The organism is Puniceibacterium sediminis (assembly GCF_900188035.1).
Classification (GTDB): Bacteria; Pseudomonadota; Alphaproteobacteria; order Rhodobacterales; family Rhodobacteraceae; genus Puniceibacterium; species Puniceibacterium sediminis.
In genome coordinates this window covers 26099-44828 of record NZ_FZNN01000018.1, presented here as the reverse complement: position 1 = coordinate 44828, position 18730 = coordinate 26099, and the positions used below count along the sequence as shown (strand labels likewise).

The 18730-nt window shown below is 65.0% G+C and carries 18 protein-coding genes; 5 read left to right on the top strand and 13 right to left on the bottom strand.

Features of this window, described 5'->3' with window-relative positions:
- Window positions 1-51 precede the first annotated feature (51 nt).
- On the top strand, window positions 52-975 hold the full coding sequence (locus CHB75_RS17020) for a hypothetical protein (RefSeq protein WP_089272692.1): 924 nt from the start codon (window positions 52-54) through the stop codon (window positions 973-975).
- A 12-nt stretch (window positions 976-987) separates the two neighbouring features.
- Here the strand turns inward: CHB75_RS17020 and kdsA are convergent, their stop codons facing one another.
- The 8 genes from kdsA to CHB75_RS16980 all read right to left on the bottom strand — a co-directional run bounded on the left by kdsA (window position 988) and on the right by CHB75_RS16980 (window position 9140).
- Window positions 988-1821 (bottom strand): 3-deoxy-8-phosphooctulonate synthase, encoded by an 834-nt coding sequence (gene kdsA / locus CHB75_RS17015; RefSeq protein ID WP_089272690.1) that lies wholly within the window; start codon window positions 1819-1821, stop codon window positions 988-990.
- Complete coding sequence (locus CHB75_RS17010) at window positions 1818-2609, bottom strand: 3-deoxy-manno-octulosonate cytidylyltransferase (RefSeq protein WP_089272688.1); 792 nt, start codon at window positions 2607-2609, stop codon at window positions 1818-1820. Before CHB75_RS17010 ends, kdsA begins: the two co-directional genes overlap by 4 nt.
- A complete protein-coding gene (locus CHB75_RS17005; protein WP_089272686.1) occupies window positions 2606-3556 on the bottom strand; it encodes a KpsF/GutQ family sugar-phosphate isomerase in 951 nt (316 codons plus the stop codon). Before CHB75_RS17005 ends, CHB75_RS17010 begins: the two co-directional genes overlap by 4 nt.
- Window positions 3557-3775: 219 nt before the next feature.
- Entirely contained in the window at window positions 3776-4138 is a 363-nt protein-coding gene (locus CHB75_RS17000) for a hypothetical protein (protein WP_089272684.1), read from the bottom strand.
- Window positions 4135-5412 carry a hypothetical protein gene (locus tag CHB75_RS16995; protein ID WP_089272682.1) on the bottom strand — a complete coding sequence of 426 codons (1278 nt, stop codon included), beginning with the start codon at window positions 5410-5412 and terminating at the stop codon, window positions 4135-4137. The genes CHB75_RS17000 and CHB75_RS16995 overlap by 4 nt, the downstream gene beginning before the upstream one ends.
- Window positions 5413-5544: 132 nt before the next feature.
- The gene (locus CHB75_RS16990) at window positions 5545-6252 is read right to left on the bottom strand and encodes a rhomboid family intramembrane serine protease (protein WP_089272680.1); all 708 of its coding nucleotides are present in this window, start codon (window positions 6250-6252) and stop codon (window positions 5545-5547) included.
- 111 nt (window positions 6253-6363) lie between these two features.
- Window positions 6364-7971 carry a VPLPA-CTERM-specific exosortase XrtD gene (xrtD, locus tag CHB75_RS16985; protein WP_089272678.1) on the bottom strand — a complete coding sequence of 536 codons (1608 nt, stop codon included), beginning with the start codon at window positions 7969-7971 and terminating at the stop codon, window positions 6364-6366.
- A 119-nt stretch (window positions 7972-8090) separates the two neighbouring features.
- On the bottom strand, window positions 8091-9140 hold the full coding sequence (locus CHB75_RS16980; RefSeq protein WP_089272676.1) for an acyltransferase family protein: 1050 nt from the start codon (window positions 9138-9140) through the stop codon (window positions 8091-8093).
- Between the two features lie 237 nt (window positions 9141-9377).
- Between CHB75_RS16980 and CHB75_RS16975 the strand changes: the two genes are divergently transcribed.
- Window positions 9378-10334: a glycosyltransferase family 2 protein gene (locus tag CHB75_RS16975; protein ID WP_089272674.1), complete on the top strand. Its 957-nt coding sequence runs from the start codon at window positions 9378-9380 to the stop codon at window positions 10332-10334.
- 11 nt (window positions 10335-10345) lie between these two features.
- Here CHB75_RS16975 and CHB75_RS16970 read toward each other — a convergent pair whose 3' ends face one another.
- Window positions 10346-11524 carry a polysaccharide pyruvyl transferase family protein gene (locus CHB75_RS16970; protein ID WP_089272672.1) on the bottom strand — a complete coding sequence of 393 codons (1179 nt, stop codon included), beginning with the start codon at window positions 11522-11524 and terminating at the stop codon, window positions 10346-10348.
- Between the two features lie 73 nt (window positions 11525-11597).
- Window positions 11598-12845: a Coenzyme F420 hydrogenase/dehydrogenase, beta subunit C-terminal domain gene (locus CHB75_RS16965; RefSeq protein ID WP_089272670.1), complete on the bottom strand. Its 1248-nt coding sequence runs from the start codon at window positions 12843-12845 to the stop codon at window positions 11598-11600.
- A gap of 193 nt (window positions 12846-13038) precedes the next feature.
- Between CHB75_RS16965 and CHB75_RS16960 the strand changes: the two genes are divergently transcribed.
- Together CHB75_RS16960 and CHB75_RS16955 are read left to right on the top strand one after the other, a co-directional pair.
- Complete coding sequence (locus CHB75_RS16960; RefSeq protein WP_089272668.1) at window positions 13039-14454, top strand: oligosaccharide flippase family protein; 1416 nt, start codon at window positions 13039-13041, stop codon at window positions 14452-14454.
- A gap of 8 nt (window positions 14455-14462) precedes the next feature.
- Window positions 14463-15380 (top strand): hypothetical protein, encoded by a 918-nt coding sequence (locus CHB75_RS16955; RefSeq protein ID WP_089272666.1) that lies wholly within the window; start codon window positions 14463-14465, stop codon window positions 15378-15380.
- A gap of 9 nt (window positions 15381-15389) precedes the next feature.
- Here the strand turns inward: CHB75_RS16955 and CHB75_RS16950 are convergent, their stop codons facing one another.
- Genes CHB75_RS16950 through CHB75_RS21745 form a run of 3 tightly spaced genes read right to left on the bottom strand, consistent with a single transcriptional unit; the run spans window position 15390 to window position 17371 of the window.
- Window positions 15390-16847 carry an SGNH/GDSL hydrolase family protein gene (locus CHB75_RS16950; RefSeq protein WP_141135131.1) on the bottom strand — a complete coding sequence of 486 codons (1458 nt, stop codon included), beginning with the start codon at window positions 16845-16847 and terminating at the stop codon, window positions 15390-15392.
- A complete protein-coding gene (locus CHB75_RS16945) occupies window positions 16847-17113 on the bottom strand; it encodes a spike base protein, RCAP_Rcc01079 family (protein WP_089272662.1) in 267 nt (88 codons plus the stop codon). Before CHB75_RS16945 ends, CHB75_RS16950 begins: the two co-directional genes overlap by 1 nt.
- A 27-nt stretch (window positions 17114-17140) precedes the next feature.
- Window positions 17141-17371, bottom strand: coding sequence for a hypothetical protein (locus tag CHB75_RS21745; protein ID WP_089272660.1), 231 nt, complete (start codon window positions 17369-17371; stop codon window positions 17141-17143).
- A 110-nt stretch (window positions 17372-17481) separates the two neighbouring features.
- Between CHB75_RS21745 and CHB75_RS16935 the strand changes: the two genes are divergently transcribed.
- On the top strand, window positions 17482-18729 hold the full coding sequence (locus CHB75_RS16935; RefSeq protein WP_089272658.1) for a right-handed parallel beta-helix repeat-containing protein: 1248 nt from the start codon (window positions 17482-17484) through the stop codon (window positions 18727-18729).
- Window position 18730: the final 1 nt, after the last annotated feature.

Below are 18730 nucleotides of genomic sequence, written 5' to 3'. Positions count from 1 at the left end.
CCGGCTGCCGCCGACACCCGAATGCAAGAAAAATGCAAAAGAGTAGACAGGATGGATGCCTCCCTTCCCCAAGTCCAGAAGGCCCACCAAGCGCTGACAGTACCCCCCTTTCTGATCTGTCAGAGCTTTCCAACTGCCGCGCAGAGAGCCCTTGTCGCTCTGCTGGATAAGGCAGGGGCGCTGGTCGGGCCAGGGCTGTGCGTACCGCAGGCAGGCGAGGCGCTCGTACAGAATCCCGACTGCGATCTTGTGGTTCTGACGTACTGTGCGCGCAATGCCGTGGCCGACGCGATGAGCGAGGGGACCTTGGCCGAGCACGCCCTGGCGCAGTGGATGACCGAGACCGGGGCGCTCTTGTCGTTGTGGCGCCAGAACCGGCGTCGGGTGATCCTGCTGCAGATCGATTCCGGAGGGACGCAATCCGCTGACCTTGCCGCGCGCCTCGGCCTGGACCCGAACAGTGCGCTGGGACGGGAGATCGCGGCGCTGCCCACCCCGGCGCAGGATCCGGTCATCCTCTGTCTGGCCGAACTGGTGCTGATGCAGTCCGCCGAGGCGCACGCCCTGTGCGCAGACTTTGCCGCAGCCGGTCACGATCTTACGCCGAATCCAGTCTCTGGGTCGGTGAATGTCGCTGCTGCGGCGGCGCTCTATGCCGCGCAGCAGCGAGGTGCCCGGATGCAGGGGGAGCGCGCCACGCATGATGCCGATCAGATCCGCGTGCCGGAGCTGCCACAGGAAGAGCAGCAGGACGCGGCCTCTCTGTTGCGGCAGCAGGAGCTGCTCATGACGCAACTGCGCGCCGGTCAGGCTGGGCTTGAAACGCTGTATCTGAGGCACCGCAAGGCAGAAGCCGACAATGCCGCCCTGCGTGCCGAACTGGGGCAGGCGCGGCAAAGACTTGCAGGGGTCAGGCGCTGGACCCACGACTTCCTGAGGCGGCTGCGTCTGGCGGCAGGGCGGAAAGGCGACTGAGCGGAGGCGGCCTCAGCCGGGATTCTTGGTCAGATCGTCGATGGCGCGCAGGCCTTTCAGCATCTTTGCCAGCCGGTTGATCGGCACCATGTTTGGCCCGTCTGACGGCGCGTTGTCCGGGTCTTCGTGGGTTTCGATGAACACCGCAGCCGCGCCCACGGCAAGTGCCGCCCGCGCCAGCGGTTCCACATACTGCCGCTGCCCGCCCGACGATGTGCCCTGACCACCGGGCAGCTGCACCGAATGGGTGGCGTCCATCACCACCGGATAGCCGGTTTCGGCCATGATCGGCAGGGAGCGCATGTCCGACACCAGCATGTTGTAGCCAAAGCTTGCGCCGCGTTCACACAGCAGGATGCGCTGGTTGCCGGTGCTGGCGATCTTGTCGGCCACATGGGCCATGTCCCAGGGGGCAAGGAACTGCCCTTTCTTGACGTTGATCGCAGCACCGGTTTCGCCCGCGGCCAGCAACAGGTCGGTCTGGCGGCTGAGGAAGGCGGGGATCTGTAGCACATCGACGACCTGTGCCACCGGGGCGCAGTGGTCGGGGGCATGCACGTCCGTCAGCACCGGGCAGCCGAATTCAGCCTTGATCGCGGCGAGGATTTCCAGACCGGCGTCCATGCCAAGACCGCGCTTGCCGCCCAGCGACGACCGGTTGGCCTTGTCGTAGCTGCCCTTGAAGATCCAGGGCGTGTTCGCCGCCTCGGCGGCCTCGGCAATCCGCGTGGCCAGCATCCGGGCATGGTCAAGGGATTCAAGCTGGCAGGGGCCGGCGATCAGAGCAAAGGGCGCGTCGTTTGCGACCCTGATATTGCCGATGGAAACGGTTTTCGGGGCTGTCATGGCTGTCCTTCCCGGGCCAGCACCGCTTCGATGCGGGCCACGTCGATGGGGTTGTTGAGTTCCCAGAACACCCGGCCCCGGCCTTCGACCGCGACGCAGTTGACGGGGGTGCCGTTTTCAAGAAACCGCAGTTGTTCAAGGCCTTCGGCGCGTTCCAGCGGCCCCTCGGGCCATGTGCCATAGGCATCAAGCGCTGCGGGGCGGTAGCCGTAGACACCGACATGGTGCCAGACCTCGGGCGGGCTTTCCAGCGAACCGACGTAGGGCAGCACTTCCTTGGAGAAATAGAGCGCTCTGCCATCGGCGCGCATCACCGCCGTGGTGCCGCCGACGCGGCCATTGCGGCGGTCGGTGACAAAGTTTTCCAGCGTTTCGGTATCGCATTTCAGCACCGGGGTGGCCATCTGCACCGATGGGTCCGCGGCCATGCGGTCGATCAGCGCCTCGACGAACCAGCCGGGGGTCAGGGGGGCGTCGCCCTGCAGGTTGATCACGATGTCGGGCTTTGTCTCCAGTTGGGCAAGGCCCTCGGCGCAGCGTTCGGTGCCGTTGCGGGCAGCCTCGGAGGTCATCAGAACCTTTGCGCCGAACGCCTGCGCGGCGTCCGCGATGCGGGCATCGTCGGTCAGGACATAGACGGCATCAGCGCCTTTGACCGAAACTGCCGCCTCCCAGCTGCGCTGGATCAGGGTCTTTTTGACGCCCGTCGCACCCGTCAGTTCCACCAGCGGTTTGCCCGGATAGCGGGTCGAGGCGTAGCGCGCCGGGATGAAGATTACCGCACTCATGCGACACCCGCCCGCAGCGCGTCATGGATATGGACAAGTCCCACAAGCTGTTCCTTTTCAACAACAAAAAGCGCGCTGATCTTGGCGGCGTTCATCAGGCCCAAAGCCTCGATCAGCAGGATGTCGGGGCTGATGCTGCGCGGATTGGGGGTGGCCACGTCGCCGGCGCGGCGCTCCATCAGCCCATCAAGATTGCGGCGCAGGTCGCCGTCGGTGATGACGCCGGTCAGGCGGCCGTCTTCGACCACGGCGGCGACGCCGAAGCCTTTTGCGCTCATCACCAGAAGGGTTTCGCCCATGTCGGTGTCGGGCCTGACGATGGGGAGGGCGTCGCCTTTGTGCATTACGGCGCGGACCTTGATCAGCTGGGCGCCGAGGGTGCCGCCGGGGTGGAAGGTCAGGAAATTTGCGCGGTCAAAACCACGGTGCTGCATCAGCGCCACGGCCAGCGCATCCCCCAGGGCCATAGTCATTGTGGTTGAGGTAGTCGGCGCCATGCCGATGGCGCAAGCCTCGGGCGCATCGGGCAGGGTGAGGGTGAAATTTGCCTGCGTTGCCAGGGTACTGGACGGGTTTTTCGTGATCGCGATCAGCGGAATGGCAAAGCGGCGGGTGTGGGCTATGATATCGGCCAGTTCGCGCGTTTCACCGGAGTTAGAAATCAAAATGACTGCATCAGACGCCGTGATCATGCCCAGATCACCATGGCTTGCCTCGCCGGGATGCACGGTCTGGGCAGGCGTGCCGGTCGAGGCAAGGGTGGCGGCGATCTTGCCCGCCACATGGCCGGATTTACCCATGCCCGACACGATCACACGCCCCGGGACCTGCAAAAGGCGCGTCACTACATCGTTGAAATCACTTGGCAATTCTTCACCAAGACGCGTCAGGGCCGCGGCTTCGGTCGACAGCACGCCACGGGCGATATCGGCGGGGGTCTGGGTCATCTCGGGGTGGCATCCTGTGCTGGTCTTGGGATGTCATACCGGGCGGGCCGGGGCGTGTCCAACGGATCGCGGCAGAGCGGCGTGGGGCAGGGCAGGGGGCGCAAACAACCGTATGGAACCCGTATGGCAAGCGTATGGAAAGCGTATGGCTGGGATATGGCTGTTGGGGGACAGGGTACGGGGTAGGGCGCGGGGGGCGTGTGGCGGGGGAAACCCCGCCTAGGGGCGCGCGAGGCCGGCATCGCGCAGGCACTGGCGGGCGCGGGTCTGCGGCGGGCTGCCCGCGTCAGAGACCAGCACGCAGTCCATCGCAGAGGCCAGCGCGGGCATGTCGCAGGACAGGGTCTGGTACAGGCCGGCCGAGCCGTCCACCCGCGCCAGTGCCGGATCGATCACCGCCGGGTCACCCGAGCCGAGCGTGCCGAGCAGGTCGAGCCAGTGCGACAGGGCGATCTGGCCGAGCAGGTAGCACCGCTCGGGGCTGGGGCCGGGACCCGGCTGCGTGGTCTGCGCCGGGCCGGCGGTGGCGGCCAGGCTTAGCGCGGCGGCCAGGCTAAGCGCGGCGGCAAGGGCCGGTTTCATGCCCGGGGGGCGGCGGCGCGGCGCGCCCAGCCCAGGGCCATCAGCCCGGCGAGCATCAGCCAGACACCGGCGGGCAGCGGCACGGTTGCCGGGCTGCTGTAGAGGTAGGCCGAGCCGCTGTTGCTGCCATTGTCGTCGTCCAGATATGCCCCGACGAGGACGGTGTTGCCGGAGATGGCAACGGAGCTGCCGAAGGAGTCGGACGCCGCGCCGTCACTTGCCGTCAGCTTGGCGAGTTGTGCCCCGGTGGGGATGTCGAACAGATAGGCAGAGCCGCTGTTGCCGCCATTGTCGTCGTCGCCATATGCCCCGACGATGGCGGTGGTGCCAGAGATGGCAACGGACCTGCCGAAGTAGTCACTCGCTGCGGCGTCACTTGCCGTCAGCTTGGCGAGTTGTGTTCCGGTGGTGATGTCGAACAGATAGGCCGAGCCGCTGAAGCTGCCATTGTCGTCGTCGCCAAATGCCCCGACGAGGGCGGTGGTGCCAGAGATGGCGACAGAAAAGCCGAAGTAGTCATACGCCACGCCGTCACTTGCCGTCAGCTTGGCCAGCTGTGTGCCTGTGGTGGTGTCGAACAGATAGGCCGAGCCGCTGGCGCTGCCATTGTCGGCGTCGCCATATGCCCCGACGAGGGCGGTGGTGCCAGAGATGGCGACGGACGTGCCGAAGTAGTCATTCGTCGCGCCATCATTTGCCGTCAGCTTGGCGAGTTGTGTGCCTGTGGTGGTGTCGAACAGATAGGCCGAGCCGCTGTCGGCGCCATTGTCGTCGTCCGCATCTGCCCCGACGAGGACGGTGGTGCCAGAGATGGCAACGGACCTGCCGAAGTAGTCATTCGTCGCGCCATCATTTGCCGTCAGCTTTGTGAGTTGTGCTCCGGTGGTGGTGTCGAACAGATAGGCCGAGCCGCTGTTGCCGCCATTGTCGTCGTCCGCATATGCTCCGACGATGGCGGTGGTGCCAGAGATGGCAACGGAGAGGCCGAAGTAGTCATTCGTCGCGCCATCACTTGCCGTCAGCTTTGTGAGTTGTGTGCCTGTGGTGGGGTCGAACAGATAGGCAGAGCCGCTGTTGCCGCCATTGTCGTCGTCTCCATGTGCCCCGACGAGGACGGTGGTGCCAGAGATGGCAATGGAAAACCCGAAGGTGTCACCCGCTGCGGCGTCGCTTGCGGTGATCTTGCTCTCGGTTGAAAAGGTGGCGGCGCGGGCGGCCGGGGCCGCGGCCAGACAGGCCAGGGCGACAAGCGCCGGTTTTGCAAAAGCTGTCATTCTGGAAATATCCCTGAAGAAAATAAAATTGCGAAGAGTCTTAAAAAGACTTCGCACAGGGTCAGGCGCAAAGAAAGGTACATTCTGCCCCGGCCCGCCTCGGGCGCGGGGGGAGGGACAGAGGTTCTGGGGTCAGTCGGAGGTGGGGGCCCGGGCCGGGCGCCTGTCGTGGGGCAGGATCAGCGCAAAGAGCGCGCCGCTGAGGAAGCCGCCGGTATGGGCCTGCCAGGCGACGGGGGTGCCAAGCAGGACCCGGCCGGCGATGTCGAACAGGATCAGCGCGCCGGCGCAGGCCAGCAGGTTCAGGAACTGGATCAGGGGGCGGGGGGCGGCCATGGGCCCCTTGGGCGAGAGCAGGCCTGAATCCACGGCCCAGGCCCCCAGCAGCCCGAACAGCGCACCCGAGGCGCCGACCATCGTGGCATGGGGCGGCCCCACCAGGGTGAACATCACCGCCGCGCCAGTGGTCGCGACCAGATACAGCCCCCACAGCCCCCGGCCCGAGCGGCGTTCCAGCGTCAGCCGCCCAAGATAGAGCAGCGCGGCCATGTTCCCGGCCAGATGCAGCAGGCCGGTGTGTATCACGCTGTAGCTGAGGAACATCACCACGGGCTGGGCGGCATAGACTTGCAGGCCCTGACCGGTCAGCAGATCCGGTTGGAAGGCCCCCAGCTGGTAGGCCAGCAGGCGCAGATAGGGCGGGCCGACGACCCCCTGATCCGCCAGCGTCAGCACCAGTTCGGGCAGGATGCTGGCGAGCAGCAGCACCAGCAGCATCGGCGGCCAGGGCAGCCAGCGGGACGGGTGTTCATGGTGATAGTGCGGTGCAGGAGAGCGCATGCGGCAGGATGTTACCAGGCTGGGGCAGGATGCAAGCGCGCTATCACGTTTCCCCGACGCCCGGGAAGGGGGCAGGGGTGGTTATGTCGGCCAGAGGTATTTGGGCGAAGGCTATTCCGGAATGAACCGTGGCAGCTGTGGCAGCATTTCGGCCATGAAGCCCTGCAGGCGGGTATCGGCCTCTGCCTCGGACTCGCCAGCAGCGAACGGCGTGACAAACCGCACCAGCGCGCCGTCGGTGCGCCCGATGGTCAGGCTGTCCCAGACCACGCCGGCCTTGGCGACATAGTCGTTGGTCTGCCGCTTGCCGCGCTGTTCGAACCAGTAATAGACCAGCTGACGCGACAGGCCCTTTTCGATCACCGCCCGGTTCAGGGTGAAGGTGCCATAGACCGTGTCCGGAAAGGACACCTGCGTCGGTTCGATGGAAAATACCTCCCAGCCGCCGACGGGCAGGCAGACCTCGGGGGAATGGATGCCCGAGCCTTCGGTCTGCTTGTCGTAATAGGCCGAGAAGAAGTTCACATAGCTGTCGGATTTTCCCGGTTGGGCATAGACCGCGTTGATGTAGTCCGAGGCGTTCAACACCTTTGCCGTCTCGGCGTCGAGGGGGATGGTATAGCTGTTCCAGTCACCGATGCCGCGCGGAAACAGGGTAAAGCTGTCGCGGTGCGGCAGGACCCGGTCGGGCGCGGGGGTGAACAGAAAGGCCGCTGTCACGGCAAGGCTGACAAGGGTGGCAATGGCGATACCGCGCGCCGGGCGGATCGACAGGATCCGCGCGGCCTGGGCGCCCAGCCCGTCGAAATCCATGTCGATGGTGTCACGCAGCCCCATCGGGTTGGGCGTCAGGCGCTGCAGCAGAATGGCCGTCAGGAACAGGATGCCGATGCAGGCGCCAAAGATCACCCAGCCTTCAAAGAAGTGCAAAAATCCTTCGGCCTGACCGATGCCATAGCTGTTGACCAGCACTCCGATCATGCCGATGCGGAAGGAGTTCATGAAGATGGTCAGGGGGGCCGCCATCGCGAACATCACCACCTTGTGCCAGAACGGCCCGCGGTAGAGGATGGCGAAGAGGTAGGAAAACGACAGGATCGGGAACAGGTAGCGCAGGCCGGAACAGGCCTCGGCGACCTGGAGCTTGTAGATGCCGAGGTCGATTACATTGCCCTCAAGGAACACCGGGATTCCGGCCAGCTGGATAAACCAGACGCCGAGTTCCGAGGACACCAGCTGCAGAAAGATCGTGAGCTGCCAGTAGACGAACTGCGGCAGGGGCAGCATGAAGACCAGATGCAGCACCGGCAGCTGGTGGGTTTTGCCACGTTGCCAGCCAAAGCCGGTCAGCACCACCCCGCCAAGCCAGATGATGAAGGCATAGGTGACGATATCGGGAATCTGCACCAGATTTCCGAAGATGCCAAAGATCAGCCCGACCGCAATCACCGCGATCCCGGGCCAGCGGTTCACCGGAGCGGAAGGGTCACGCGGTGGCGCGCGGCGCAATTCGCGCAGGAACAGATAGAGCGATATCAGCGGGATCAGCGGGCCGTGGCTGTATTCCGGGGTGATCCAGGCGCTGGCGAGCGACTGGAACCCCAGCCAGAAGATCGGCAGGGCGACCGCGATGAGTGCTGCGAAGAGCAGCACCCCGAGGGGATTGACGGCCCGGCTACCGGACAGATCAAGACGGTGGCGACTGGTGACATCTGACATCGGAGAAATCCGCTTCCTGGTACAAAATACGCGACAGCGGAACAGGGGGACCGCTCCGGATGGTCCTATAACAAGATTATCGGCTGGAATCGATTCCTGTTGGCTTAAAAAGACGCAGGTTACGCAGTTGTGTTGTGGTGTGCCGAAACCCGGAGCGGGGTTTGGCGCAGGTTGCGGGTGGCCAGCGCGCTGTGCAGCACCGTCAGGATATGATGGATGAGCGCCGAGATCGCAAAGGCGCCAAGGCATCCCAGAGCGGCCATTGTCAGGCTGTCGGGGGCGATGTCGGTGGTTCTGTGCAGGATCGACAGCACCATCGGATGGGCAAGATAGATGCCCATCGCCGCCCCGCCCAACCGGCTGTGCAGCGCGCCGGGTCTGCCGGGCTGCGCGCCTGGGCGGTTCGGCAGGGCGATACACAGGGCAAAAACCCCTGCGGCAAGGGCGATCTGCAGGCATCCCGATGTCCAGCCCGCACCAAGGGCCAGGGCAAAAAAGCCGGTCAGCAGCGCCGCCATTCGCCCCGGCCGGTTGCCGGTCAGCATGAAGGCGAGCCCCAGACAGACCGGTGGCATGGCATAGAGCCACTGGGCCAGGGGCGCGGGAAACACCTGTCCCTGCCGCAGGGCCAGAAAGCCGAGGGCCAGCGCCGCCAGAGCGGCGGACAGCAGATCGGCGCGGGCGCTGTGCCGGTCCTGTGCCATCCCTTGCGCCGTGGCCTGTGCCGACAGGCGGATCAGGGGATGCACAAGCAGGCAGGCGACAAAGGCGAAGGGCAGGAACCACAGATGCAGCGCCGGGCCGGTCAGGATCATGCGCGGCGCGAATTCAGATTGCAGCGGTGCCCCGGTCACGGCCAGTTCGGCCAGTTTCAGCCCGCCATAAAGCGCCGACCAGGCGAGCCAGGGTTTCAGCAGGCGGTTTGCCCGGCCGCGGGCATAGTCACCAAACCCCTGACGGGCCGCGGTCGGGGCGGCCAGCACCACAAGCACGATCAGGAAGAACGGCAGCGCGGCATAGCCCACAGCGGCCCCCGGCGCGCCGGTATGGAAGACGACGATGCCGCAAGCGGCCAGAAGCCGGGCGTACTCAAGCGATGTATTGCGTCCTATGGCACCGGCCCTCTGCAGCGTTTGCGCTGCCCTTCTGACAGCCCGCGCAGGGTGCATGTTTTCGATTAATGAGGTCCTAACCGGCAAAAGATCGCAGATCGGGCCACGAAGGGGTGGGGGCAAGGCTGCGGAACGGCCCGGCAATTCCCGTCGCCATGTCCGCCCGCCGCATAATCCCGCTGCAATGACGGGCAATGGCCGGCAATGGCCGCAGGGGGCGTTTTAAACGTTGTGGATACTGGCCGATCCTTTAGTAATCGTGTTGAAATATTGCCCGGATACCCGCCCGACCCAATGACACATTCTGAAAATCCAGGCCGCGACGACGCGCACACCCCGGATGCCGCGCGCATTTCCGTGGTGATCCCGCACCTGAACCAGCCCGAATTTCTGAAGCGCTGCCTGCTGTCGCTGCAGGCGGGAAGCCGCGTGCCGGAAGAGATCATCGTGGTGGACAACGGATCGGTGGCGCTGCCCCGGGATATCTGTGACGCCTTTGACGGTGTGCAGCTTTTGCATCAGCCCGAACCCGGCCCCGGGCCTGCGCGCAATCTGGGCACGGCGCGGGCCACTGGCGACATTCTTGCCTTCATCGACGCCGATTGCCTTGCCGATCCGGAGTGGCTTGCCGTGGCTGAACGGGAAATGGCCGATCCGGATGCGCAAATTCTGGGCGGCGATGTGCGGATTGCCTATGACGATCCCGACAGGCTGACCATGCTCGAAGCTTACGAGAGCATATTCGCCTACCGGATGGATCGCTATATCGCGCGCGAAGGCTTTACCGGGACCGGCAATCTGGTGGTGCGGCGCGCCGTGCTTGATGCGGTGGGACCCTTCGCCGGGCTTTCGGTGGCCGAGGACCGCGACTGGGGCCAGAGGGCGACCCGGGCTGGATATGTCATCCGCTATGTGCCCGGGCTGAAAGTGTTTCACCCGGCCCGCAAGAGTTTTGCCGAGTTGCGCCAGAAATGGGACCGCCAGATGGCCCATGATTTTTCAGGCGTCCGCGGGAATGTCCGCAAAGGCTTTGTCTGGACGCTGAAAACCCTGGCGATGATTGTCTCACCGCTGTTCGAATTGCCCCGGATCGCGACATCCGATCGCATTGCGGGGCTGCGCAGCAAGGGGCTGGCTCTGGCCATGCTGTTCCGGATCCGGCTCTACCGGTTCCGCTGCATGGTCCTGCTGCTGGCGGGGGCGGATCCCGATCGGCTGTCGGGCAGCTGGAACCGCCCCGGTCCGGGCTGAGGCCCGCCCTTTCAGGCGAAACCCTTCAGGAAGTCCCGAAGCCGGGTTTCATAGGTGGTCAGTTTCTCGCGGCCTTTCTTCAGCGCCGCGTCGGCCTCGGCCTTGAGGGTCGTGCGGTCGGTATAGCCCTGGACGATCGCCTCAAGGATGGCCTCGGCGGATTGCGAAGTGCAGTCCACCGTGCGGGTGTAGCCCATGGTGCCGAACAGGCCTTCGAATTTGCGCGAATAGGCCATCGGCACCACCGGCACGCCCGAGGAAAACGCCGCGATGCAGGCATGCATCCGCGCCCCCATGAAGAAATCGAGGCCCGCGATATAGCTCTTGGCCTCGGACGGGGATTCAAAAGCCGGGGCCAGCACGGTGCCGGGGAATTCGGCCGCCAGCGCCTCGCAGGCGCGGTAGTCGTCTTCGCCGGTCATCGGACCCGAGCGCACGATCACATGCGCCACCAGATGCACCTCGCAGCCGTCGGGGTGGGACTGGAAATGCCGGATCAGGTCGCGGATCAGGCCGGGGTAATCCATGGTCAGGCCGAATTCGTTCTTGCCGGTATAGCCGCCGCCCATCAGCAGGCCCGAGACGTTGATCCCGACCCGGACCGGCCCGCCGGGGGCACGCGGGGCAGGGGGATCATAGGGCAGGCGCAGCGCCACATCCGAGGCTTCGATCACATCCTTGCAGCCAAGCGCGCGGGCGGCGTCGGTGGACAGGCGGTCGCGGCTGGCGACCACGGCGCAGAACCGCATCGACAGACGGGCCAGCGCCTTGGACCAGCCCCGGGTAAAGGGGCCCACGGTCTGTGGCGCCATGACCAGCGGCGTGCCCGACAGATGGGTGAGGTATTTCAGTGCGAACATCCGCTTGAGCCGCCCCGTGCCGTAGATATCGGCAAAGCTGTCGCCCGCGCCGATGTCGATGACCAGATCCGAGGCCCGCGCGATGGCAAAGAAGCCCGAGGGGCTGCGGATGAATTTGCCGTCCACGTCGATCACGGTGATATCCGGCCCGGTGACATAGGGGGCGCGGGCATCCTTCCAGTCGAGCACGGTGATGTCGATGGCGCGGCCGATATCGCGGGAAATATCGCGCAGGATCTCGACCTCGGACACGGTCAGGGCGCCAACCCCGAGGTTGTCAGAGCGGGTCGAATGCATGATCAGGCAGATGCGCAGCGGTGTTTGGGTCATGTAAATCCTGTTCTACTCAAAATCATCAGCCCCGATAGGGGCCTGTCACAATCTGCATGCGCCGTCTGCCCGGTCATCGTTTGGCCGGGCGCAGGCGTCGGCGCAGGGTGCCCAGAAAATTCTTCAGGTTCCGCGCCATAGGATTTTGCCGCGCCGCAGCACCTATTTGCAAGCCTTGATATCGCGGGACCGGCATGCCCGTCAGCCTGAGCGCCAGAAGCCGGGCAAACAGCGCGCGGCGGCGTTCGCGCTGCCCGGGCTGGATCGCATCCAGCGTGGCAATGTCGAAGGGTTCGGTTGTGATCCGCCCGGCGTCGCGCGCGCCCGCCACCAGCCGCGCCCCGAGGTCTGTGCGCGCCATGATCAGGCTGACGCCATCGGCCTCTTCAAAGACCGGATAGCCGGCGGTGTCGCTTTCCCAGGCGTCGGCGCAGACGATATCGGCGGCGACGCCGGTGCCATCGGCGCAGATCTTGCAGCGGTGCTGGACATGTTTCGACAGGATCTTGCCCCAGCTGTCGTGGTAGCTCATGGCGCGTTCGGTGCCGTCATGGGCGCGGGCAGTGGCCTTGCCCGGCCAGCCATTGCCACGGAACCGAAAGCTGGCGGTGGCGGGCAGGTCGGTGCCAAGCGCTGCCAGAACCGCGGCACCCCCGGCATGGGACGGCACGCCGGCGCAGAAAAACGACAGGATCACCGGAAAGGCGGCGGCCACCTGCGGATCACGGGCACACATGGCCCGCAGCGCGACGGCATCGCAGGGTTTGCCGACAAAGGCAAAGCGCCGACCCGTGGCGGCATGTTCGGCCAGCCTTGCGGGCAGGTCCGACAGCGGGGCCGAGGGGGCATAGCGCGATCCGGCGGCCCGGGTGATGCCGTCGGCATCGGCGGTGATCACGGTGGCATTGCCGATGGCGAGATCGGGCGAGGCGGCGGTCTGCACCACCGCATCAACCGTGCCGCTGTCCAGCAGATGTACCAGCATCATCGACAGCGCCCCGCCCGAGGCCCCGGAAAAGCGGATCTCGGGGTCGTTGGCCCAGCCGGTATTCACCGTCCGGTAGGGCCCCCAGAGCACCGGATCGGGGCGGCCATCGGCGGAAACCTTCTGTCCGAGGCCGGGGCAGACCGCGGCAATGGCGGTGTCTTCCTCGGCGCTGAGCGCGGCTGTGACCACCGGGCGCAGATATCCCGGGGCCTGCACCGCCATCGTCACCTTGCCGGGCGCGAGCGCCGCGCAGCCCCCGCAGCCGGCACAAAGATCGCCCCGCGCCACCCGGGCAAGGGCAGGGCTTTGGTCGGGCTGAGGCGTGTCGGTCATGGGAAAAGCGCATCCTTGGGTATGGAAACTGTGGTTACGGGCTTTGTTAAGCAGAAAACACCCAATGCGCACCAGTCCTTATGCATAGAACTTGACCCCGGCGGACCAAACCGAAACAAGCAGACTGAATTCTGTCAGACTTCCGGGGGGTGCGCCCCTTTGTTCGGCCATCCGTGAAAGGCCCGCATATCACATGCTGCGCTCTGCCCTGCTGATCCTGTCCGGCAATGCCGTGACATCGCTTATGCTGCTGGCGCGCAATCTGCTTGTGGCGCGGCTGATCCCGGTGGCCGATTACGGTGTCGCGGCGACCTTTGCCATCGCCATGGCGGTGGTCGAGATGGGATCGCAGCTGGGCTTGCAGCAGCAGATCGTGCAGGCCCGCAACGGCGAAGACCCGCGGTTTCAGGCCGCCCTGCAGGGGTTTCAGGTGCTGCGCGGCGTCATCGGCGGGATCGTTCTGTTTGCGCTGGCCGGGCCGATTGCCGCCTTTCTGAACGTGCCCGAAACGACCTGGGCCTATCGGCTGATGGCGCTGGTGCCGGTGTTCAACGCCTTTACCCATTTCGACATCCACCGGCTGAACCGGACGATGGTGTTCTGGCCCGCGATCCTGAGCGGCGCCGTGCCCGCCTTTCTGGCGCTGCTGGTGGTCTGGCCGCTGGCGATGTTCTACGGCGATTACACCGTGATGCTGTATTCCATCCTGCTGCGGGCGGCGATGATTGCCGTGACCTCGCATCTGGTGGCGCGGCGGCCCTACCGGCTGGTGCTGGACCGGGCGGTGATGGGGAATTCCCTGCGCTTTGGCTGGCCGCTGCTGATCAACGGCATGCTGCTGTTCGCCGTCTTTCAGGGTGACAAGCTGATCGTCGGGCGCGAGCTGGGGATGGAGGTTCTGGCGATCTTTGCCATGGGCTTCACCCTGACGCTGACGCCGACGCTGGTGATGGCGAAATCGGCGCAGAACTTTTTCCTGCCGCAGCTGTCGGCGGTCGATCGGGATACCCCCGAAGGACAGGCGCGGTTTCAGTATCTGTCGATGGTGACGATGCAGATCAGCCTGCTGAATGCGGTGATCCTGGTTGTGGTCTTTGCGCTGTTCGGCGCGCCGGTGGTGCATCTGCTGCTGGGGGTCAAATACGCGGCACTGCCGCCGCTTCTGGTGGCGCTGGCGATCCTGCAGGGGCTGCGCGTCGCCAAGGCCGGGGGCGGGGTTGTGGCGCTGTCCTGCGGACACACGAGCAATGCGATGCAGGCCAATCTGATGCGGGTCGCGACGCTGCCGATCATCTGGTATGCGGTGGTGCAGGGGGCGACGCTGCCGGTGGTGGTACTGATCGGCATCCTTGGTGAAACCGCCGGATATGCGCTGTCGCTTTATCTGGTGCGGCGCAATCCCGGGGTCGCGCTGGGGCAGATGCTGGGGCCGGTGCTGATGTCGGTGGCGCTCATGGTGGCGGCGGCGCTTGGGGATGCGGTTTCGGGGGATGTCTTGCAGGGGCAGGGCTGGATTCAGCCGCTGGCACTGATCGTGCTGCTGGGCCTGACCGTCCTGACAATGAAAGATCTGCGCCGCTACATCACGCGGCGCCGGAAAAACCGCTGAGGAACACCATGGCGCAGCCTCTCGTCATCCATATCGGATACCACAAGACCGCCACGACCTGGATGCAGCGCCTGCTGTTCACCCCCGAGCACGGCTATCGCCAGATTGCGGACCATGGCGATGTGTTTCGCCATATCGTGCAGCCGCATGGTCTGTCTTTTGATCCCGAAGACATGCGCGCGCTGATTGCCGAGCGTCTTGCGCCGGTTGGCCCGGCCGAGGTGCCGGTGATCTCGTCCGAGATCCTGTCGGGGCATCCGTTCTTTGGCGGTCACGGCAGCGATGTCTATGCCGAACGGCTGGCGCGGATCGCACCGGGGGCGCGCATTCTCATATCGATCCGCGCGCAGCTGAGGATCCTGCCGTCGGTCTATATGCAATACGTGCTGCGCGGTGGCACCATGCCCTGGCAGCGGTTCTTTGACGGGACCGAAGAGCCGGGATATTTCGGCTTCAGCCCGCGGCACTTTGAATATGATCTGCTGGTGGCGCAGTATCAGCGGCTGTTCGGGGCGCAGAACGTCCATGTCCTGACCCAGGAAAGCCTGAGCGCGGATATGGACGCAGCGGCGTTGCGGGTCGCGGAATTTGCGGGAAATACCGGGTTCACGACACTGGCCGCCGCCGCGCGCCGGGTCGATGCACCAAGCTATCCGGAATTCGGCGCGCCGTTGCTGCGCCGTCTCAACCACGTGCAGTCCAGCACGCTGAACCCCTGGCCGATCCTGAGCCTGGGCCGCACCCCCAAGGGACTTTACAAGGGAGCGGGCTATCTGCTCAAGCGCAAGTGGGTGCGCGGCATGATGTCGGGGCGCAAACCGGTTTCGGACCACGTCCGCGAAAGGTTTGCGGGGTGTTTTGACGACAGCAACGCGCGGCTTGCCGCGCTGGTGCCCCATCCGCTGGATCTGTCCGGCTACAACTGACCGGCAGTGCTAGAGCCCCGCTGCCACCCCGTATTGTGGCGTGTCGCCTCCGGTCACGCGCAGCCTTGCGCCAAGCGGGCCGGGATGGGTGCTGTCGCCGGCATAATAGGTCGTGTCGGCGGCATCGTCCGAGGTCAGGAACACGCTTTGACCGCCCTGTTCGATCAGATCGGTCGACACGATGGAGACCTGGTCGGCAAAGGCCTGACCCGGGCCGCTGGCGGTGTCGGTCAGGAACTGCGCTGCGCGCAGAGCGGCACGGTGCGCGGTGATTTCGGGCATGTTGCTGGGCGATCCGGCGATATTGGCCATGGCGCGCACGCTCCAGCCCCGCTGCAGGATCCCCGTGCTGGCAGAGTTGAGGTAGGCCACGACATTGGCATAGTGCTGCGCCGCGCTCTGGCCGCCCGACACGAAATCGTTGCGCCCGATTTCAAAGGCCATGACATTGCGGCCCGGCAGCAGCTGTTCGGTCCAGCTGTTGGACGTGTCGCGCTTGATCACCAGATCACTGACCTGATTGCCCGAGATGCCCTTGTTGATCACCCGCCAGTTGCCGGGAACATGCGATGCCCCGGGATCGGTCAGGATCGCGGCGGCCGACAGCGCCTCGGTTACCGCGTCCGTGCCCTGCATGATGCTGTCACCCTCAAGCACCAGCTGATGTTCGACCGGGCTGATCCCGTGGGCCTGCATCAGCGCCTGACTGACCGCCAGCGCATCGCTCTGGTCCAGACCGGGCGAAAAGACCACAAGTTCGTAAAGGTCGAAGATGCCCCATTTTCCCGACGCGCCGGGCGACCAGGCATAGCGCCCGATTTCGGCACCGCTGACGCCTGTCGCATTGTAGGCGGCGGCCACATCGACGAAGCGTTCGTTCAGAAAAAGCCGCGATCCGGAGGCCTCCGTGGCGGTGCCGATGACCTGCATCTGCGCCCCCGGCACCATCCATTCCGCCCCGGAGGCGGCGGTATAGGCGTTCTTGCCAAAGGTTGAGATATGTCCGGCGCTCTGGCTGACCGACCGGCTTTCCAGCGGCGCGTTCAGGGTGTTCACGGCACTGCCCTGCGCCACGTTGCCGATGCTGAAATACCGGTTCCACGAGGCTGGATGCCGTGGCACGCGACCGACCATGAAGGCCGACATGTTGCGCGTGTCGCAAACAAGACCGGCGGCGACGTTCAGGAACTCTGCCCCGGTAAAGCGCCAGAACTTGCGGCCCAGCCCGTCGGTCATTTCACGCGGGCCGATCCCGGCGCCGCCCTCGGTCAGTCCGGCCAGCCCGGCAAGGTCGCTGGCGGAAACGATGCGCCCCTGCGCGGTGGTGACGTCGGAAAAGCCAGGATGCCAGCGCGCGGTGGCCGCGACCGGCAACTGGGCCGGTGCGGCCACGGGGGGCGGCGGCGTGATCTGCGGTGCAGAGGCCCCCGGCGTGTCAAAGCGCAGGCCTGTTCCAAGTCTGATCATCACCAGCACCCGACAATGTCGGTTGCGGTGGTTCCCGTGGCGCGCACCCGTGCCACCCGGATCGGGTGCCAGCCGACAGGCATGCCGACAAATGTCACCGTGCTTCCGTCCGCAAGGTCGATGCGCAAATCACCCGCGCCTCCGACATAGATCGCCCGGGTCAGTCGCGTCAGGTCGGCGGTGTCGCTGGGGGTGATGGCGACGGCATGGGCGACAGGACTTTCCATGCCCGGTGAATAGCTTTGAAAATCGTCCACTGCCGGCATGTGTCTCTCCAGTATTGTGATGTCAGTTCATTCGAACGCTCTGGCTAACATGGCGGCGTCCGGGGTTGCACAAAGCGGGGAGGAGCGCACGGTCGCCACCAGCACCAGCGGTGGTTCCGGCACCAGCACCAGCGGTGGTTCCGGCACCAGCACCAGCGGTGGTTCCGGCGGCGCCGGGTTTTCCGGATTGTGACGGCGGCCATTTTCGGCGCGAAAACACAGGGTTTGCTTTGGCGCAGGAGCATTCCGGAATTGCATCGGCGTTTTTACGCGTCTTTACCAGAGCCACAGGGGATTGGCTTATCAGTGGCCCTGATCGGGTATAACGAATAATATAAAGCCCCAATAGCTATCGGAAAAGGTGACGCATGCGGCAATTTCCAAGTCTGGCGGCGGTCCTCGCTGTTCTGATTGTGCTCTTGCCCGCCGTGGGCCGGGCCGGCGAAACCCTGCGGGTCGGATCGGCCAGCGAATTGCAGCAGATTCTGAAGACGCCTTCCAGCGGCCTGACGATCGAGCTTGCGGGGGGGGAGTACGGCATCCTGTCGCTGCGCAATCGCGACTTCGGCGGTGACGATGCCGTGGTCTTGCGGTCAGCCGATGCCGGATCACCGGCCCGGTTTTCGGGGATGACCCTGCGCCGCGTGAAAAACCTGGTGATCGAGGGGGTGGTCTTTGACTACCGCTTTCAGACGGGTGACAAGCTGCGGTTGCGTCCTTTCGACATAGCCAACAGTCAGAATATCAGGATTCGCGATACGCTGTTCGATGGCGACACGGCCCGGGGGCTGACGGCGGCTGACAACGGCTTTGGCGCGGCCTTCGGGCTGTCGGTGCGCGATGTGTCGGGGCTGACGCTGGAGAACAGCGAAATTCGCGACTTCTACAAGGGGCTGGTGATCAGCCAGAGCCGCGATGTGACGGTGCGCAACAATGACCTGCACAGCATGCGGATGGATGGCATGAACTTCGCGGGCGTCGAAAACGTGCTGATCGAGAGCAACCGCATCCACGATTTTGCCCGCTCGCCCGAAAGCAAGGATCATGCCGACATGATCCAGTTCTGGACCAAGGGTACGGAAACACCCTCTGTCGACGTCACGATCCGGGGTAACCTCCTGAACTCGGGGCAGGGCCTTTACACGCAGTCGATATTCGTGCGCAACCAGGAGGTGGATCAGGGCCGGGCCGGCGCGGAAATGTTCTATCGCAATTTCACGATTGAACAGAATGTCATCGTCAACGCCCACCTGCACGGCATCACCGTGGGCGAAACCGATGACCTGGTGATCCGCGCCAACACCGTGGTGCGCAACGCCCGGTCCCTGGACCCGCGCAAAGGCATGGGGCGGTGGACACCAATGATCCGCATCGCGGAAACGGCCCGCAACGTCAGAATCCTCTCGAACGTCGTGCCCAAGATCGTTGGCCACGGGGGCCAGCGCGACTGGCAGGTGGAGGATAATTTCATCGTGCAGAACAACGGGCGTGGCCTTGCCGGTTTCTATGGCGCGGTCTTTGCCGGAGACCCGGCGGACCCGGCCGCGTTTCGCTATCGCAGGGGCGGTCCGCTGGACGGCGCGGGCATCGGTGCCGCGCGGTTGCAGCCGCGCTGAT

Bases quoted from the DNA above. Each gene is read 5' to 3' on its own strand.
- CHB75_RS17020 (WP_089272692.1), top strand. From the start codon at position 52: ATGGATGCCTCCCTTCCCCAAGTCCAGAAGGCCCACCAAGCGCTGACA.
- kdsA (WP_089272690.1), bottom strand. From the start codon at position 1,821: ATGACAGCCCCGAAAACCGTTTCCATCGGCAATATCAGGGTCGCAAAC.
- CHB75_RS17010 (WP_089272688.1), bottom strand. From the start codon at position 2,609: ATGAGTGCGGTAATCTTCATCCCGGCGCGCTACGCCTCGACCCGCTAT.
- CHB75_RS17005 (WP_089272686.1), bottom strand. From the start codon at position 3,556: ATGACCCAGACCCCCGCCGATATCGCCCGTGGCGTGCTGTCGACCGAA.
- CHB75_RS17000 (WP_089272684.1), bottom strand. From the start codon at position 4,138: ATGAAACCGGCCCTTGCCGCCGCGCTTAGCCTGGCCGCCGCGCTAAGC.
- CHB75_RS16995 (WP_089272682.1), bottom strand. From the start codon at position 5,412: ATGACAGCTTTTGCAAAACCGGCGCTTGTCGCCCTGGCCTGTCTGGCC.
- CHB75_RS16990 (WP_089272680.1), bottom strand. From the start codon at position 6,252: ATGCGCTCTCCTGCACCGCACTATCACCATGAACACCCGTCCCGCTGG.
- xrtD (WP_089272678.1), bottom strand. From the start codon at position 7,971: ATGTCAGATGTCACCAGTCGCCACCGTCTTGATCTGTCCGGTAGCCGG.
- CHB75_RS16980 (WP_089272676.1), bottom strand. From the start codon at position 9,140: ATGCACCCTGCGCGGGCTGTCAGAAGGGCAGCGCAAACGCTGCAGAGG.
- CHB75_RS16975 (WP_089272674.1), top strand. From the start codon at position 9,378: ATGACACATTCTGAAAATCCAGGCCGCGACGACGCGCACACCCCGGAT.
- CHB75_RS16970 (WP_089272672.1), bottom strand. From the start codon at position 11,524: ATGACCCAAACACCGCTGCGCATCTGCCTGATCATGCATTCGACCCGC.
- CHB75_RS16965 (WP_089272670.1), bottom strand. From the start codon at position 12,845: ATGACCGACACGCCTCAGCCCGACCAAAGCCCTGCCCTTGCCCGGGTG.
- CHB75_RS16960 (WP_089272668.1), top strand. From the start codon at position 13,039: ATGCTGCGCTCTGCCCTGCTGATCCTGTCCGGCAATGCCGTGACATCG.
- CHB75_RS16955 (WP_089272666.1), top strand. From the start codon at position 14,463: ATGGCGCAGCCTCTCGTCATCCATATCGGATACCACAAGACCGCCACG.
- CHB75_RS16950 (WP_141135131.1), bottom strand. From the start codon at position 16,847: ATGATCAGACTTGGAACAGGCCTGCGCTTTGACACGCCGGGGGCCTCT.
- CHB75_RS16945 (WP_089272662.1), bottom strand. From the start codon at position 17,113: ATGCCGGCAGTGGACGATTTTCAAAGCTATTCACCGGGCATGGAAAGT.
- CHB75_RS21745 (WP_089272660.1), bottom strand. From the start codon at position 17,371: ATGCAATTCCGGAATGCTCCTGCGCCAAAGCAAACCCTGTGTTTTCGC.
- CHB75_RS16935 (WP_089272658.1), top strand. From the start codon at position 17,482: ATGCGGCAATTTCCAAGTCTGGCGGCGGTCCTCGCTGTTCTGATTGTG.